Source organism: Pseudomonas sp., assembly GCF_030147005.1.
GTDB lineage: Bacteria > Pseudomonadota > Gammaproteobacteria > Pseudomonadales > Pseudomonadaceae > Aquipseudomonas.
This window is the reverse complement of the sequence record NZ_JASLAW010000139.1, coordinates 1-16,223: the sequence shown is the minus strand read 5'-3', so window position 1 is coordinate 16,223 and position 16,223 is coordinate 1. Positions and strand designations below refer to the sequence as shown.

The 16,223-nt window shown below is 60.9% G+C and carries 20 protein-coding genes; 11 read left to right on the top strand and 9 right to left on the bottom strand.

Features of this window, described 5'->3' with window-relative positions; genetic code table 11:
• Positions 1-92: 92 nt before the first annotated feature.
• Complete coding sequence (locus Q1V60_RS12845; RefSeq protein WP_300630833.1) at positions 93-752, bottom strand: glutathione S-transferase; 660 nt, start codon at positions 750-752, stop codon at positions 93-95.
• A 126-nt stretch (positions 753-878) separates the two neighbouring features.
• Between Q1V60_RS12845 and Q1V60_RS12840 the strand changes: the two genes are divergently transcribed.
• The 3 genes from Q1V60_RS12840 (at position 879) to Q1V60_RS12830 (ending at position 4,520) form a co-directional block, all read left to right on the top strand.
• Entirely contained in the window at positions 879-1,163 is a 285-nt protein-coding gene (locus Q1V60_RS12840; RefSeq protein WP_300630830.1) for a hypothetical protein, read from the top strand.
• Positions 1,164-1,258: 95 nt separating this feature from the next.
• Positions 1,259-1,513, top strand: a complete 255-nt coding sequence (locus tag Q1V60_RS12835; protein ID WP_106575824.1) for a TIGR02647 family protein — start codon at positions 1,259-1,261, stop codon at positions 1,511-1,513.
• 166 nt (positions 1,514-1,679) lie between these two features.
• On the top strand, positions 1,680-4,520 hold the full coding sequence (locus Q1V60_RS12830; protein WP_300630825.1) for a class I adenylate cyclase: 2,841 nt from the start codon (positions 1,680-1,682) through the stop codon (positions 4,518-4,520).
• Here Q1V60_RS12830 and rnk read toward each other — a convergent pair.
• From rnk to cyaY, 3 genes are all read right to left on the bottom strand, one after another.
• On the bottom strand, positions 4,517-4,927 hold the full coding sequence (gene rnk / locus Q1V60_RS12825; RefSeq protein WP_300630823.1) for a nucleoside diphosphate kinase regulator: 411 nt from the start codon (positions 4,925-4,927) through the stop codon (positions 4,517-4,519). The genes Q1V60_RS12830 and rnk overlap by 4 nt on opposite strands.
• Before the next feature lie 130 nt (positions 4,928-5,057).
• Positions 5,058-5,276, bottom strand: coding sequence for a DUF1289 domain-containing protein (locus tag Q1V60_RS12820; RefSeq protein ID WP_300630821.1), 219 nt, complete (start codon positions 5,274-5,276; stop codon positions 5,058-5,060).
• 2 nt (positions 5,277-5,278) lie between these two features.
• The gene (cyaY, locus tag Q1V60_RS12815; protein ID WP_300630819.1) at positions 5,279-5,626 is read right to left on the bottom strand and encodes an iron donor protein CyaY; all 348 of its coding nucleotides are present in this window, start codon (positions 5,624-5,626) and stop codon (positions 5,279-5,281) included.
• A 238-nt stretch (positions 5,627-5,864) separates the two neighbouring features.
• On the opposite strand from cyaY, the gene Q1V60_RS12810 reads away from it, so the two are divergent.
• Genes Q1V60_RS12810 through Q1V60_RS12785 form a run of 6 tightly spaced genes read left to right on the top strand, consistent with a single transcriptional unit; the run spans position 5,865 to position 10,447 of the window.
• Positions 5,865-6,032, top strand: coding sequence for a lipoprotein (locus Q1V60_RS12810; RefSeq protein ID WP_003195417.1), 168 nt, complete (start codon positions 5,865-5,867; stop codon positions 6,030-6,032).
• A gap of 9 nt (positions 6,033-6,041) precedes the next feature.
• Positions 6,042-7,289 carry a diaminopimelate decarboxylase gene (gene lysA / locus Q1V60_RS12805; RefSeq protein ID WP_300630814.1) on the top strand — a complete coding sequence of 416 codons (1,248 nt, stop codon included), beginning with the start codon at positions 6,042-6,044 and terminating at the stop codon, positions 7,287-7,289.
• A gap of 3 nt (positions 7,290-7,292) precedes the next feature.
• Positions 7,293-8,123 (top strand): diaminopimelate epimerase, encoded by an 831-nt coding sequence (gene dapF, locus Q1V60_RS12800; RefSeq protein ID WP_300630811.1) that lies wholly within the window; start codon positions 7,293-7,295, stop codon positions 8,121-8,123.
• A 13-nt stretch (positions 8,124-8,136) separates the two neighbouring features.
• The gene (locus Q1V60_RS12795; protein ID WP_300630808.1) at positions 8,137-8,853 is read left to right on the top strand and encodes a DUF484 family protein; all 717 of its coding nucleotides are present in this window, start codon (positions 8,137-8,139) and stop codon (positions 8,851-8,853) included.
• Between the two features lie 2 nt (positions 8,854-8,855).
• Positions 8,856-9,755 carry a tyrosine recombinase XerC gene (gene xerC, locus Q1V60_RS12790; protein WP_300630805.1) on the top strand — a complete coding sequence of 300 codons (900 nt, stop codon included), beginning with the start codon at positions 8,856-8,858 and terminating at the stop codon, positions 9,753-9,755.
• The gene (locus Q1V60_RS12785) at positions 9,752-10,447 is read left to right on the top strand and encodes an HAD-IA family hydrolase (RefSeq protein WP_300630802.1); all 696 of its coding nucleotides are present in this window, start codon (positions 9,752-9,754) and stop codon (positions 10,445-10,447) included. The genes xerC and Q1V60_RS12785 overlap by 4 nt, the downstream gene beginning before the upstream one ends.
• A 78-nt stretch (positions 10,448-10,525) precedes the next feature.
• On the opposite strand, the gene sutA is transcribed toward Q1V60_RS12785, so the two are convergent.
• From sutA to glnK, 4 genes are all read right to left on the bottom strand, one after another.
• Positions 10,526-10,858 carry a transcriptional regulator SutA gene (sutA, locus tag Q1V60_RS12780; protein ID WP_300630799.1) on the bottom strand — a complete coding sequence of 111 codons (333 nt, stop codon included), beginning with the start codon at positions 10,856-10,858 and terminating at the stop codon, positions 10,526-10,528.
• Between the two features lie 102 nt (positions 10,859-10,960).
• The gene (locus tag Q1V60_RS12775; RefSeq protein WP_300630796.1) at positions 10,961-11,386 is read right to left on the bottom strand and encodes a secondary thiamine-phosphate synthase enzyme YjbQ; all 426 of its coding nucleotides are present in this window, start codon (positions 11,384-11,386) and stop codon (positions 10,961-10,963) included.
• Positions 11,387-11,596: 210 nt separating this feature from the next.
• Entirely contained in the window at positions 11,597-12,934 is a 1,338-nt protein-coding gene (locus tag Q1V60_RS12770) for an ammonium transporter (RefSeq protein WP_300630793.1), read from the bottom strand.
• A 34-nt stretch (positions 12,935-12,968) separates the two neighbouring features.
• On the bottom strand, positions 12,969-13,307 hold the full coding sequence (gene glnK, locus Q1V60_RS12765; RefSeq protein WP_002555808.1) for a P-II family nitrogen regulator: 339 nt from the start codon (positions 13,305-13,307) through the stop codon (positions 12,969-12,971).
• 422 nt (positions 13,308-13,729) lie between these two features.
• Here glnK and Q1V60_RS12760 point away from each other — a divergent pair, with 422 nt between their 5' ends.
• Entirely contained in the window at positions 13,730-13,993 is a 264-nt protein-coding gene (locus Q1V60_RS12760; RefSeq protein ID WP_300630787.1) for an accessory factor UbiK family protein, read from the top strand.
• A gap of 216 nt (positions 13,994-14,209) precedes the next feature.
• A complete protein-coding gene (locus tag Q1V60_RS12755; RefSeq protein ID WP_300630785.1) occupies positions 14,210-15,706 on the top strand; it encodes a YifB family Mg chelatase-like AAA ATPase in 1,497 nt (498 codons plus the stop codon).
• A 57-nt stretch (positions 15,707-15,763) separates the two neighbouring features.
• Here Q1V60_RS12755 and Q1V60_RS12750 read toward each other — a convergent pair.
• On the bottom strand, positions 15,764-16,223 hold a 460-nt coding region (locus tag Q1V60_RS12750), incomplete at its 5' end, for a methyl-accepting chemotaxis protein (protein WP_300630782.1).

The window sequence follows — 16,223 nt, the reverse complement described above, 5'->3', positions numbered from 1 at the left end:
CGCAAAGGCGTTGTATCAGTTGCACATCTGCCAACTGACACACCGCCTTTGCGAGCAAGCCCGCTTCCACTTTTGATCTTCGGCCGTTTTCGTTACTTCTTGGCGGCAATCATCGCCATGAATCCTGGCATCGCCGCCAGCCTGTCCGCCTCCACCTTCTGCGCATTGGGCATTTCATTCAGACGCCCCAACAATGCCTTGGCCTTTGGCAGCTCAGCCAGCAGATCCAACCCAAACAGCTTCTCGCCCACACCTGCGGCCAGGTTCAGGCTGTACATGAAATACAGATCAGCAATCGAGAAGCTCTCTCCCGCCACATAAGGCGCGAACTTACCGTGTCGGCCTAACGTAGCGATACCAAGCAACAATTCAGCTCGGGATTTCTCCTTGATCGCCTCCGGTACCGTCATGCCAAAAAAAGCTTCGGCGAAACACGCCCGCGCGGGCAGTTCGATGTACAGCTCGATCTCCCGGCACAATGCCAGCACCTGAGCGCGTTGAAACGGGTCAGCTGGCAGCAGCGCGGGCCCTTCCTGCGTCTGCTCAATGTATTGGAGGATCACGCTGGTTTCGCTGATGAAGCCTTGCTTGACACCGAGCACCGGCACTTTGCCTCGCGGGCTTACCGCCAAGGCTTCAGGGGTTTGTCCTGCATAAAAAGGCACCTCTTCGAAAGGCAAACCTTTCTCCAGCAGCGCCAGCTTGACCATGTTGTAGTAGTTGCTGACAGAAAAACCGTAGAGCTTGAGCATTGCGAATGCCTCCAGGCCGGGTGTGGGGTTGGCTGCAAGAGTTATAGATGTTGAGGCTCGGTCTGACCAGCAGCATCACCCGCCTGAATGGGGGTAGACTGGCGCCCTTTCCTTGAGGAGCCTGCCATGAGCGAGCCGACCGATATCGATAATGACGAAGAAGAATTCACCGAAAGCACGCTGATCCAAGCCATCGAGAACCAGATCGAAAGCGACAACCCGCCGGCGGCCAAGGCCACGTTCAACAAGCTGACGTTAGTGGGTTATGAGCGTGAAGAGATCCTCAATCTCATGGCTCACGTGCTGGCCTTCGAGATCGATGCCATGCTGGACGAGGATCGCGCCTTCAATACCGAGTGGTATGAAACGGCGCTGCGAGCACTGCCTGAGCTGCCGCCCGAGAAGGAATAATCCAGCCGCGCTGCAACACGCTGGACAGTTCGGCAAAGTGCGTTCACCTTATGGCCTGCTAGCCTCTAATAAATTTTAGAAAGTCTGGAGTCCTTATGTCGTATACCCCTGAGTTGGTTGCCGAACTGGAAATCCTTGTACTCTTTCCCTTGGATAGCACCAAGGAAGGCCTGAAAGTCCATCAGACCGCCGCGCCTGCCGCCATCGCCGCTGCCAAGCGCCTCCATGCGAAAGGACTTATCGACCAACCGGACGGTGGCTACCTGACGAGCCTTGGCCGGGATGCCGCAGAGCAGGCCCAAACCCTGCTGACCATTCTGACCACCGCCACCACCAAAGAAGCCGCCTGACACCCTGATCCCGCCCATGGAGTCCGCCCCCTGCGGATTCCGAGGGCGTTGCGGTATGACGCACAAATTCTGACGCCAACAGCCATTTCCCTCTAAAACTCCTTCGCTACTGTCTGTAAACTTACACGGCCGCCCACGTCGGGCCCTGCGCGCCACCGAGTTCGACATGACCCGCACCCATGAAATCCGCCCTGACCTGGACGAAGGCATCGACCGTAAGGTGCTGACCCAATTGCGCGCGCGTTTCATGGCCCTCAACGAAAGCCGCATGGCCCGGGCCGTCGAAGGGCTGACCCCGCGCCAACAAAGCGTGCTGACCTTGTTGCCGCTGTTCTTCCACGTTAACCACCCCTTGCTGCCAGGCTATGTATCCGGCGGCACACCGGCCGGGTTGTCGAATTTCGAACCCGATGCCCAGGCCCTGGCTGAAGCCCAGCGCCTGACTCGTTCGTTTTCCTACAAGCCGCGCCATGGCAACCCGCCACGCCCGATCCACGGCCTGTTCCTGATGGGCAGCCTGGGCACCCTGGCTCAGGCGGATCAAAGCGATATGGACGTGTGGGTATGCCACGCTCCCGACCTGAATGAAAACGAGCTGGCCGAGTTGCGCAAGAAGTGCCAACTGCTGGAAGCCTGGGCCCAGACCATGGGAGCCGAGGCACATTTCTTTCTGATCGAACCGACGCGCTTTGTGCTCGGTGAACGGGACACGCAGCTGAGCTCCGACGATTGCGGGACCACTCAGCACTATTTGCTGCTGGATGAGTTCTACCGCACCGCTATCTGGCTGGCCGGGCGCACGCCGATCTGGTGGCTGGTGCCGGTGTATGAAGAAAGCCGCTACGCCGAGTTCACCCACACGCTGATCTCCAAACGCTTCATTCGCGCCGACGAAACCCTGGACCTCGGCCATCTGGCGCACATACCCCCAGGGGAGTTCATCGGCGCCGGGCTGTGGCAACTGTTCAAGGGTATCGAGTCGCCGTATAAATCGGTGCTCAAGCTGCTGCTGACCGAGGTCTATGCCAGCGAACATCCCAACGTGCATTGTCTGAGCCTGCGCTTCAAGCGTGCGGTGTTTGCCAACCAGATGGACCTGGATGAGCTGGACCCTTACATCGTGGTCTACCGCCGCATCGAGGAATACCTCAAGGCCCGCAATGAACCGGAGCGCCTGGAACTGGTACGGCGCAGCCTGTACCTGAAGGTCAACCGCAAGCTCAGCGCCGGCCAGCGTACCGCCAGCTGGCAACGGCTGCTGCTGGAACGCCTGGCCCATGAATGGGGCTGGGAGCAGCGTCAACTGGCCCTGCTGGACAGCCGCAGCCAATGGAAAGTGCGTCAGGTCGCCTCCGAGCGCCGCGCCCTGGTCAACGAGCTGAACTACAGTTATCGCTTCCTCACCCAGTTCGCGCGTACGGAACAGACCGTCAGCCTGATCAACAAGCGCGACCTCAATGTGCTGGGCCGTCGCTTGTACGCGGCCTTTGAACGCAAGGCCGGCAAGGTCGAGTTCATCAACCCCGGCATCGCCCCGGACCTGGCCGAAGACACCTTGACCCTGGTGCACTCACCCAATCGCAAGGAGCCGGGGCAGCACCATTGGGGCCTGTATAACGGCAACCTCACGGCCCTGGAATGGGAGCATTTCGCGCCCATCAAGCGCAGCCGCGACCTGCTGGAAATGCTCACCTGGTGCCATCGCAACGGCGTGATCGACAGCAGCACGCGCCTGGCGCTGCACCCTGGCGTCAGCGACATGACCGAGTTCGAGCTGTTCAACCTGCTGGGCAGCCTGCAACAGACCATCGCCCTGCCCATGGCCAGCGTCGATGAGGTTCGCCTGTTGCGTTCGGCGGTGCCGGAAGAAGTGCTGTTGCTGATCAACGTCGGCATCGACCCACTCAAGCATCATCGCGACCTGAATATTCTGATGACCACCGAACGCACCGACTCCCTGAGTTACGCCGGCGTACGTGAAAACCTGGTGCTGACCCTGGATCAGGTCACACTCAACAGCTGGAACGAGGTGATGGTCAGCCGCTACGACGGCCCCCATGCGTTGCTCGATTGCCTGCGCGACTACCTCAACCAACTCCCGTCGGATCATTTGCCGCGGTTGCGGGTGCGCTGCTTCTGTCACAACCGAGCGCAGTTCATTGCCCAGCGCGTGGAAGAGATATTCGACACCGCACAGAATCTGCTGCTCGGCCAAGGCAATCACCGCTACCTGCTCCAGGTGCAGCAGCATTATCACGTCATGGAACTGACCCCCGGCCAAGCCACCCACGTGCCGCTGCCGACCCAGGACGCATTGATCGCCTACCTCAGCGAAGAGCTGGCCAGCTACAGCCCATGGCACCTGGACGCCATGGCGCTGGAAGACCACGACCTGGCGCTTCTGCTGCCCATGGGCATGGCCGATTGCATACAAGTGTTTTACCGGATCAATGAAGACATCGCCGAGCTGTATGTACTCGACGAATTCAATGCCCTCTGGCAGCAGCGCTTGCCGTTCCATGATGAACAAAGTCTGTTCGCACCGCTGCAGCGCTTCCTGCTCTCGATCATCTATCGCCGCGAAGCGCTGTCACCTCTGGACACAAAGCAGCCGTTGGGCGAAGTACAAACCCTGTACTACCAACTGTTGCCATCGGGCAGCGCCCGCGCCCGCGTGGTCGAGCCAAGGCCTGCTCCGCAAAACCCAGCCAACCAGCCGTTTTACGACGTGCAGGCGATTATCGGCAAAGCCGCCCCAGGCCAGGTGGGCATCACCCTGTACTGCAATCAGCGGGAGTATTCCGAACTCGAATTCGGCGACCAGCTATTTGCCGTGGTCGCCCGGGAGATCGTCGGGCAACGCCGGGAGGCCGAGCGCTACCGTTGCTATATCACCGACCTGGACCTGTCCGGCCTGCTCGGTGATGTGCAAAGCCCGAGCAATCTGTATCTGCGCTACAAAGCCGAGCTGGAGCTCGCGCTCAATGAAGCGCTGAACCAGATTTAAAGAGGAAAGGCGCCGCCGTCTGTGGGCTGGCCTTCGACACTCAGCAACTCAAGCTTGAGGGTCTTGCCGCCCGGCGCAGGCCAATCAATGTGCTGGCCCACTTGCAGGCCAAGCAACGCGCTGCCCATTGGTGCCAGGATCGAAATCTTGCCTTCGTCGGCATTCGCGTCCTTGGGGTACACCAGAGTCAGGTGATAGTCCTTGCCACTGCCTTGTTCACGGCAATGCACGCTGGAGTTCATGGTCACGACAGTTGCAGGCACTTCATCGTGGCCAACCACGTCGGCGCGGTCTAGTTCGGTTTGCAACGCTTCGACGCCTGGAAACTCGTCGCCCAAGCGGTCGATCAGTTGCTCCAGACGCTGCACGTCAAGACGGGTGAGAATGATGGACGGTGCGGTGGTCATGATTCAGGCAGACTCCTTTTTTCTGCACAAAAAAGCAAAACCCCGCCAAAAAAGGCGGGGTTCTCACGGACCTCGATGAGTTGAGGTGTACCCGGACACTACCACAGCGTCACAAATAAACAAGACAGCCTCAGGCGTGGCTCCTGCGCTGTTCGGCCTCGGCGCAGATCACTCGACGCCTGGCATCGTCGGCGGAGCGCCACTCACGGATGTCCTCCACGTGGCGGAAGCAGCCGAGGCAGACTTTCTGCTCGTCCAGGCGACACAAACTGATACAAGGTGACGGCACCGCCGGGCTGACATTGCTGAACAACGGCTTGGGCGGGCGTATGGGTGCAGGCTGGGTCACGGTCAGAGTTCGTCCTGACTCAATTCATCAAAGTCCAGCTCTTCGCCGGTATATTCCTGGACCAGGCGCGCAAGCATCTCGCCCAGCAGCTCTTCACTCTTGTCGCACTGCCATTTGCCGCTCTCTTCGTCGTAGTCGAAGTGAACGCCACCGGAGCGCGCAGCCAGCCACAGCTGACGCAATGGCTCCTGGCGACTGAAGATCAGTTGCTGCCCGCTCTCGAACTTGACGGTCAGCACGCCGGCCGAGTTTTCCAAGTCCACGTCCAGGCCGCTGTCGTCGAAAATATCTTCCAGCGCCTGCTGGGTCGCATCCACCAGGTCGTGAAAACGGGCTTCGGTCAAACTCATTGTGGCAACCTCAAAAGTGTCTGGTTCTGCTCAAGCGCCGCACGATACGGACGCGCCCCACCGATTGCAAAGGATACCGATTTCATCACAGCTGGCGGTACGAAATATCCTCAGCCAGCGTAGCCTGCTTCCTGACTATCTCGGCAAACCCCCGCCGGACGGGTATTCCGGCGCATAGGCAAGCTGGCGGGTGGTCGGTATACTCGGGCGCAATTAATGCATATTCAAGGATTTCGCCATGAAGCGCCTGATCTCTTCCCTTGCTGCGCTCGTCGCGGTCGCTTGCCTCGTTAGTGCCTGTGGTCAGAAAGGCCCGCTGTACCTGCCCGACGACAGCAAAGACCCCAACGAACAGGCGCAGTCGTCGCAAAAGCCTTCCAAGGCGCACAAGCACGACACTTACTAAGGGACCCTCATGGACGCTTTTAACTACCGGGACGGCGAGCTGTTCGCGGAAGGCGTGGCGCTGTCCGCGATTGCCGAGCGCTTTGGCACCCCGACTTATGTGTATTCGCGCGCCCACATCGAAGCGCAATACCGCTCGTTCACCGACTCCCTGGAAGGCGTGCCGCATCTGGTGTGCTATGCGGTGAAAGCCAACTCCAACCTGGGTGTACTCAATGTCCTGGCGCGCCTTGGCGCTGGTTTCGACATTGTGTCCCGTGGCGAACTGGAACGTGTATTGGCCGCCGGCGGCCAGGCCGACAAGATCGTGTTCTCCGGCGTCGGCAAGAGCCGCGAAGACATGCGTCGCGCCCTGGAAGTGGGTGTGCACTGCTTCAACATCGAGTCCACCGACGAGCTGGAGCGCCTGCAGGTCGTGGCCGCCGAGATGGGCGTTCGCGCGCCGATCTCCCTGCGCGTCAACCCGGACGTCGATGCGGGCACGCACCCGTACATTTCCACCGGTCTCAAAGAGAACAAGTTCGGCATCGCCATTGCCGACGCCGAAGACGTGTACATCCGCGCCGCCCAATTGCCGAACCTGGAAGTGTTGGGCGTCGACTGCCATATCGGCTCGCAACTGACCACCCTGCCGCCTTTCCTGGATGCTCTCGACCGCCTGCTGGCGCTGATCGACCGCCTCGGCGAATGCGGCATCTACCTGCACCACATCGATCTGGGTGGCGGTGTGGGCGTGCGTTATCGCGATGAAGAGCCGCCGTTGATTGCCGACTACATCAAGGCCGTGCGCGAGCGCATCGAAGGTCGCGACCTGACGCTGATGTTCGAGCCGGGCCGCCATATCGTCGCCAACGCTGGTTTGCTGCTGACCCAGGTCGAATACCTCAAGCACACCGAGCACAAGGATTTCGCCATCGTCGATGCGGCGATGAACGACCTGATCCGCCCGGCGCTGTACCAGGCCTGGATGAACGTCACAGCGGTGACACCGCGCGACAGCGAGGCGCGTGCGTACGATATCGTCGGCCCGATCTGTGAGACCGGCGACTTCCTGGCCAAGGATCGTCAGCTGGCTCTGGAAGAAGGTGACCTGCTGGCCGTGCATTCGGCCGGTGCCTATGGGTTTGTCATGAGTTCCAACTACAACACGCGCGGTCGAGCCGCCGAGGTGCTGGTGGACGGTGATCAAGCGTTTGAAGTGCGTCGCCGCGAGACGGTAGCCGAGTTGTATGCTGGCGAAAGCCTGCTGCCGGAGTAAGCCATGCTGCTGCGTTTTACCAAGATGCACGGACTGGGCAATGACTTCATGGTTCTCGACCTGGTCAGCCAGCACGCGCACATCCTGCCCAAGCACGCCAAACAATGGGGCGACCGGCATACCGGTATTGGCTTCGACCAATTACTGCTGGTGGAAGCGCCGACCAACCCGGAGGTGGATTTCCGTTATCGGATCTTCAACTCCGACGGTTCTGAAGTGGAACAGTGCGGCAACGGTGCGCGCTGCTTTGCTCGCTTTGTGCTGGACAAGCGTTTGACCGCCAAGCGCCAGATTCGCGTCGAGACCAAGGGTGGCGTAATCGAACTGGATATCCGCAGTGACGGCCAGATCAGCGTCAACATGGGCGCGCCACGCCTGGAGCCGGCGGACATTCCGTTCCAGGCGCCCGAGCAGGCGCTCAGTTATGCGTTGGATGTGGACGGCACCACCGTGGCTATCGCCGCCGTGTCCATGGGCAATCCCCATGCGGTGCTGCGGGTCGATGACATCAACAATGCGCCCGTGCATGAACTGGGACCGAAGATCGAACACCACCCGCGCTTTCCGGCGCGGGTCAACGTGGGCTTCCTGCAGGTGATCGACCGTTCCCGCGCGCAACTGCGTGTGTGGGAGCGCGGCGCCGGCGAAACCCAGGCCTGCGGCACCGGTGCTTGCGCCGCCGCCGTGGCCGCGATCAGCCAGGGCTGGATGGATTCGCCGCTGCTGATCGACCTGCCGGGTGGGCGCTTGTCCATCGAATGGGCAGGCCTCGGTCACCCGGTGATGATGACCGGGCCGGCCTCGCGTGTATACGAAGGACAGGTCCGTCTATGAGTGAGCCAAACCAATGACCGATAAGCCTCAAGTACCCGCACACGTCCCCTCAAGTGAAAGCCTGGAGGCCGCTGCGGTCGCGGCGTACCTTGAGGCTCATCCGGACTTCTTCGTCGAGCACGAAGAATTGCTGCCGGCGTTGCGCATCCCTCATCAACGCGGCGATACCGTGTCGTTGGTGGAGCGGCAAATGAAGATCCTGCGCGAGCGCAATATCGAAATGCGCCACCGGCTCTCGCACCTGATGGACGTAGCCCGCGACAACGATCGCCTGTTTGACAAGACCCGTCGCCTGATCCTGACCCTGATGGACGCCGTCAGCCTGGAAGAAACGGTGATGGCCGTGGAAGACAGCCTGCGCCAGGATTTCCAGGTGCCGTTTGTCAGCCTGATCCTGTTCAGCGATAACCCGATGCCGGTGGGTCGCTGGGTCAGTGGTGGCGAAGCACAAACCGCAATCGGCGGCCTGCTTTCGGAAGGCAAGACCATCAGCGGCACTCTGCGCGAACACGAGCTGGACTTCCTGTTTGGTGCCGAACAGCGCAAACAGATCGGCTCCACCGCCGTGGTTGCCCTCAGCCATCAAGGCCTGCACGGCGTACTGGCCATCGCCAGCCGCGATCCGGCGCATTACAAAAGCTCGGTGGGTACCCTGTTCCTGACCTATATCGCCGAAGTGCTGGGCCGCGTCTTGCCACGCTTCACCACTGCCCTGCGCGCGGTGCGCTAGCCATGGAACGGCAACTGGACGCTTATTGCGCTCACCTGCGCAACGAGCGCCAGGTGTCGCCTCATACCCTGGACGCCTACCGGCGGGACTTGAACAAGGTCCTGGCGTATTGCGAAAAACACCAGGTTGCCGGCTGGAAAGCCCTGGATATCCAGAGCCTGCGCAGCCTGGTCGCGCGGCTGCACCAGCAAGGCCAGTCCTCGCGCAGCCTGTCGCGCCTGCTGTCGGCGGTGCGCGGGCTCTATCACTACCTGAACCGCGAAGGCCTGTGCGACCACGACCCGGCCAACGGCCTGTCGCCGCCCAAAGGCGAGCGGCGCCTGCCCAAGACCCTGGACACCGACCGCGCCCTGCAACTGCTCGATGGCGCGGTCGAGGATGACTTTCTGGCGCACCGCGACCAGGCGATCCTCGAGCTGTTCTATTCTTCGGGCCTGCGCCTCTCGGAGCTGACCGGCCTGAACCTTGATCAACTGGACCTCGCGGACGGGCTGGTGCAGGTGCTGGGCAAAGGCAGCAAGACACGTGTGTTGCCCGTCGGCAGGAAAGCCCGTGAAGCCCTGGCACTGTGGTTGCCGTTGCGGGCGCTGGCCAACCCGAAAGACGACGCGGTATTTATCAGCCAACAGGGCCGACGCCTGGGGCCACGGGCCATTCAGTTGCGCGTGAAGGCCGCCGGCGAACGGGAACTGGGGCAAAACCTGCACCCGCATATGCTCAGGCACTCCTTTGCCAGCCACATGCTGGAGTCGTCCCAAGACCTGCGCGCGGTACAGGAGCTGCTCGGCCACTCCGATATCAAGACCACGCAAATCTATACCCACCTCGACTTCCAACACTTGGCGACGGTGTATGACAGCGCCCATCCACGGGCCAAACGCATCAAGGACGGCGACTCATGAGTATCAAGCTGATCACCTTCGACCTGGACGACACACTTTGGGACAACGTTCCCGTCATCATCGGCGCCGAAGCGTCAATGCGCGAATGGCTGGCGGTCAACGCGTCCAAGGTGGGCGACCTGCCCCTGGAGCATTTCGCCAGCCTGCGCCAGCAGGTGCTGCAGCATCACCCTGAACTCAAGCACCGCATCAGCCTCTTGCGCCACCGCGTATTGCTGCAGGCATTCGAAGAGGCCGGCTACCCACAGCCTGAAGCCGCGGAGATGGCCGATGTGTGTTTTGAGGCATTCATTCATGCGCGACACCAGCTCACCGTCTTCCCCGAAGCCGAGCCGATGCTCAAAGCGCTCCGCCAGCACTTCCTGCTGGGGGTCATCACCAACGGCAATGCAGACGTACAGCGCGTGGGTCTGGCGGATTACTTCCACTTTGCCCTGCGCGCCGAAGATATCGGTATCGCCAAGCCGGATGCGCGATTGTTTCAAGAGGCATTGCAGCGCGGCGGCGTGGAGGCCGGCGCAGCGGTGCATGTTGGCGATCATCCAGGCGATGACATTGCCGGAGCGCAGCAGGCGGGGCTGCGGGCGGTGTGGTTCAACCCGACGGGCAAGTCCTGGGAAGGCGAAAAGCGCCCGGATGCCGAAATTCGCGACTTGGCAGAGTTACCGCCGCTGCTGCGCATCTGGAACTAGCGCGCAACTCAATAGGGTTCCAGACATGAAAAAACCCGCAGCGACGGCGGGTTTCTTCCTACAAGCAGTTAGCTGACCTTAGATAGGACGGCTGCCGTACTTGTTATCCGGCTTCTTCGGTGGATCCGCAACCACGTTGGGCTCGACTTCGACCACTTTGCCGCCTTTGGCGAGGAATTCTTCCATCGCACGGGCCAGGGCATCGCGCTCTTTGTTCTTTGCTTCAACGCTGGGCAGCTCGTCTACCGAAACAGCAGCCTTGGCCTTGCCTTTAGCTTTGGGAGCGGCTTCATCGCCAGCACTGTCATCCAGGTCTTCAGCAACGTCGTCAGTCGCCGCTTCAAGACTTTCTTCGGTGTCGTCGTCGTCACCTACTTCCAGGTCGTCGTTTTCCAGATCATCGTCGCTCATGTTCTACCTCATGACTTGCGAAAAGCAGATTAGTTATAGCCCAGCTTCACTCTCTGTCGAGGTTGCTGGAAAAAAATCAACATCCACCGGATCACCAGTGGCTTATGCCTCGTCACCGTGCAAGGTGGCGAGGACTTTACGAGCACCGCCATGATCACGGTGCTCGCCCAGATAAACACCTTGCCAGGTCCCCATCGCCAAGCGGCCGGCCTTCACCGGCAAACTCAGCTGGCAGCCCAGGAGACTGGCCTTGAAGTGCGCCGGCAGATCATCCGGACCTTCGTCGTTGTGCTCGAATCCTGCCTGGCCTTGCGGCACCAGCAAGTCGAAAAAACGCTCGAAGTCACGGCGAACCGCCGGATCGGCATTCTCGTTGACCGTCAACGAGGCCGAGGTGTGCTGCAGCCACAGATGCAACAGGCCTACGCGACACGCCTTCAATTCAGGCAGGCCGGCAAGCAACTCGTCAGTCACCAAGTGAAAGCCCCGAGGCTTGGCCCGCAGAGTAATCAGGGTCTGTTGCCACATACAGTTCTCCGCCCATCGGCGCGCATTCTAGCGCGCTCTGGAAAAAAACAAAGTGCCGAATACGCCTACATGCCTGTAAGACATTCGCACCCGTAAAAGTGCCGTGTGGATCCCATCACAAAGTCGACGCAAAACCCATGCAACTTATAGTCAAAGACAAACGCCAGACAAAAAAATGCCCGGCAAGCCGGGCATCTTTTTTTCGCGTATTTACAAGTTGTAACCGCGCTCGTTGTGTTGCGCCAGGTCAAGGCCGACCGCCTCTTCCTCTTCGGTGACGCGAAGGCCCATCACCATGTCCAGTACCTTGAGGATGACGTAGGTGACGATCGCCGTGTAAATCACGGTGAAGCCCACACCTTTGCACTGGATCCAGACCTGTGCAGCGACGTCAGTCACGGTGCCGAAGCCGCCCAGTGCCGGGGCTGCAAACACGCCGGTGAGGATCGCACCGACGATACCGCCAATGCCGTGCACGCCGAAGGCGTCCAGGGAGTCGTCGTAGCCCAGCTTGCGCTTGAGGCTGGTTGCGCAGAAGAAGCAGATCACACCGGCGACCAGGCCGATCACCAGAGCGCCCATCGGGCCCACGGTGCCGGCGGCTGGCGTGATTGCCACCAGGCCGGCCACCACGCCCGAGGCGATGCCCAGTGCGCTTGGCTTACCGTGGGTGATCCACTCGGCGAACATCCAGCCCAGCGCAGCGGCAGCGGTCGCAATCTGGGTGACCAGCATCGCCATGCCGGCCGTGCCGTTGGCTGCGGCAGCGGAACCGGCGTTAAAGCCGAACCAACCGATCCACAGCATGGCCGCGCCGATCAAGGTGTAACCCAGGTTGTGCGGTGCCATCGGGGTAGTCGGGAAGCCTTTACGTTTGCCGAGCACGATGCACGCCACCAGGCCAGCCACACCGGCGTTGATGTGCACCACGGTGCCACCGGCAAAATCCAGCACGCCCCAATCCCACATCAGGCCGCCGTTGCCGCTCCAGACCATGTGTGCAATCGGCGCATAGACCAGAGTGAACCAGATAGCCATGAAGATCAGCATCGCGGAAAACTTCATGCGCTCAGCGAATGCACCGACGATCAGCGCCGGGGTAATGATGGCAAACGTCATCTGGAAGGTGATGAACACCGCTTCCGGGAACAGCGCCGCCGGCCCGGTGATGCTGGCTGGAGTGACCCCCGCCAGGAACGCCTTGCCCATGCCGCCGAAGAAGGAATTGAAGTTGACTACGCCCTGTTCCATACCGGTGGTATCGAACGCAATGCTGTAACCGTAAACAACCCACAGGATGCTGATCAGGCCGGTAATGGCAAAACACTGCATCATCACCGACAGGATATTCTTGGAGCGGACCATGCCGCCGTAGAACAGCGCCAGGCCAGGAATGGTCATGAACAGCACCAGCGCGGTGGCGGTCAGCATCCAGGCAGTGTCGCCGGAATTGAGGACTGGAGCCGCCACTTCGTCCGCCGCCAATGCAAGGCTGGGCATTACGATGGACAACAGGGCTCCGAGCCCTGCGAATTTACGCAGAGTCATAGTGTTTTCTCCTGGGGCGTTGGGGTTTGGCGGCTTAGATTGCGTCGGTATCGGTTTCGCCGGTACGAATGCGAATAGCCTGTTCCAGATTGACCACAAAGATCTTGCCGTCACCGATCTTGCCGGTGTTGGCGGCCTTGGTTATCGCTTCGATAACCCGGTCAAGATCCTTGTCGTCAATGGCGACATCAATCTTCACCTTCGGCAGGAAATCGACCACGTATTCCGCGCCGCGATACAGCTCGGTATGACCCTTCTGCCGACCGAAGCCCTTGACCTCAGTAACGGTAATGCCCTGCACGCCGATTTCGGACAGTGACTCGCGTACGTCGTCCAACTTGAACGGCTTGATGATGGCAGTGACTAGCTTCATGAAAACTCTCTCCCGAATTGGTGGACTTGCCCCAGGAAAACAAACCCGTCTCAAGTCTAAGCGCAGTGCCTGGCTTTGTAACGCATCGTCGCCTCGGCATTTACCGCGGCGACGCCAGCGAACCACTGGTGACGAAAACCTGTACCCCTGATCCGTCGGCGCACTGCATTCGTCACAGCGACTGCATCAGTGCATGGGTCATGATCGTCTAAGCAGAAACCTTGCCAGCTCCGTAAAAATCACTGAAATCAGCGCATTGCCCGCGAATGCCCACCCGGGGGGCTTTCGGGCAGCGGTGATGCGCATCAAAACAGTGCGCCAGCGCCCTCCCCGATGCGCGAAAAGCGTGCGCGCCAGGCGGTGAAAAGACTATCGACCCTGCGTGATACACTGCCTGCCAACTGTTTTCCGGAATATGCCCCATGCTCGCGCCCAAAGACTTTCTCGACGCCCTGAGCGGCCACGCCTCTCGCCTGTTCAGCGGCGACACACCGCTGCCCCGCAATGAAATCGAAAGCCAGTTCAAGGCACTGCTGCAAAGTGGCTTCAGCAAGCTCGATCTGGTGAGCCGTGAAGAGTTCGACAGCCAGATGGTGGTATTGGCCCGCACGCGTGCGCGGCTGGAGAGCCTGGAGGCGAAGGTGGCAGAACTGGAAACGCGGCTGATTCCACCGTCTGCTGAATAGAACGCGGCCCCATGTGGGGGCGGTATTGCTCGCGAATGCGGCGGGTCAGCCACCGAATTGGTTGGCTGACCCGCCGCATTCGCGAGCACGCCGCTCCCACATTATTTTGCGTCGCGCCTCGGATACGTTCTGTAAAACCTCCCTGCTGTGCTCATCCCCACCTCGTCTACCCTTGAATAACCCGCAGGAAGCGGCTTCCCATTTCAAGGAACGAGCATGTCCCTCGCCATCGTCCACAGCCGCGCCCAGATCGGCGTCGAAGCCCCCGCCGTCACCGTCGAAGTGCATATGGCCAATGGGTTGCCGTCACTGACGCTGGTGGGTTTGCCGGAAACTGCGGTGAAGGAAAGCAAGGACCGCGTACGCAGCGCCATTCTCAACTCGGCCCTGCAATACCCGGCGCGCCGCATCACGCTCAACCTCGCGCCCGCCGACCTGCCAAAGGACGGCGGGCGTTTTGATTTGGCGATTGCCCTGGGGATCCTCGCGGCCAGCGTGCAGGTGCCGGCGTTGATGCTCGATGACGTTGAGTGCCTGGGGGAGTTGGCGCTTTCCGGCGAAGTACGCGCGGTAAAAGGTGTGTTGCCGGCCGCACTGGCGGCGCGCAAGGCCGGGCGCACCTTGATAGTGCCCAGCGCGAATGCTGAGGAAGCGTGCCTGGCCTCAGGGTTGAAGGTGATTGCGGTGGATCACCTGCTGCAGGTGGTGGCGCACTTGAATGGGCACGTGCCGATCGAGCCCTACAAGTCGGACGGCTTGCTGTATTTGAACAAGCCTTACCCGGACCTCAGTGAAGTCCAGGGCCAATTGGCTGCCAAGCGTGCCCTGCTGATCGCAGCGGCGGGGGCGCATAACCTGCTGCTCAGCGGGCCGCCCGGCACCGGCAAGACACTGCTCGCCAGCCGCCTGCCGGGCTTGCTGCCACCACTCAGCGAGCAGGAAGCGCTGGAAGTGGCGGCGATTCAATCCGTGGTCAGCCTGGCACCATTGAGCCATTGGCCGCAGCGGCCGTTTCGCCAGCCGCACCACTCGGCATCCGGCCCCGCGCTGGTGGGTGGGGGAGCAAAGCCACAACCAGGGGAAATTACGCTGGCCCATCACGGTGTGCTGTTCCTGGATGAGTTGCCGGAATTTGATCGCAAGGTGCTGGAGGTGCTGCGCGAGCCTTTGGAGTCGGGACACATCGTCATCTCCCGCGCCCGCGATCGCGTTAGCTTCCCGGCACGCTTCCAACTGGTGGCCGCCATGAACCCCTGTCCCTGCGGATACATGGGCGAACCGAGTGGGCGCTGTCGTTGTACGCCGGAGCAGATTCAGCGGTATCGCAACAAGCTATCGGGGCCGTTGCTGGACCGGATAGATTTGCACCTGACCGTTGCGCGGGAGGCCACGGCGCTGAGCCCGGCACAGCAGAACGGCGACACCACCGCGATAACGGCCGCCTTGGTAGCCAACGCGCGGGAGCGCCAGCAACAACGCCAGGGATGCGCCAACGCGTTCCTCGATCTGCCGGCCCTGCGCGCGTACTGCAAGCTGGAAAAGGTCGATGAAAGCTGGCTGGAAAGCGCATGCGAACGACTCACGCTTTCGTTGCGGGCGGCTCATCGCTTGCTCAAGGTGGCGCGTACGTTGGCGGACCTGGAACAAAAAGACGCCATTGCCCGCCACCATCTGCAAGAGGCTTTGCAATACCGCCCGGCGGCGATAACTTGAGCCTTGCGCAAAACCTCGCTACAGCGCGCCCGCTCCCACAGCTTGAATCGCAGTGGCTCAGCGGAAGCGATCCACCTCATGCCGCAAGCCCGCGGCCAGGGTCTCCAGTTCCTTGGCGGTGATCGCCAGGTTCGACACCACTTCACGCTGCTCGCTGTTGGCCAGCGCAATGCTCTGCAAATTGCTGCTGAGCAGCGTCGCGGTGCTGCTCTGCTCCTGGGTAGCGGTGGTGATTGCGGCGAACTGCTGACCGGCCGAGCGGCTTTGCTCGTCGATGCGCGCCAGGGCCGAGGCGACATCGGCATTGCGCGACAGGCCTTCCTGCATCAGCACATTGCCGTGTTCCATGGTGCTGATGGCATTCCCGGTTTCCTGCTGAATGCTCTGGATCATTCCGGAAATTTCATCGGTGGCCTGGCGGGTGCGCGAGGCCAGGTTGCGCACTTCGTCGGCGACCACGGCGAAGCCACGGCCTTGCTCACCCGCGCGGGCAGCTTCGATGGCAGCATTGAGCGCC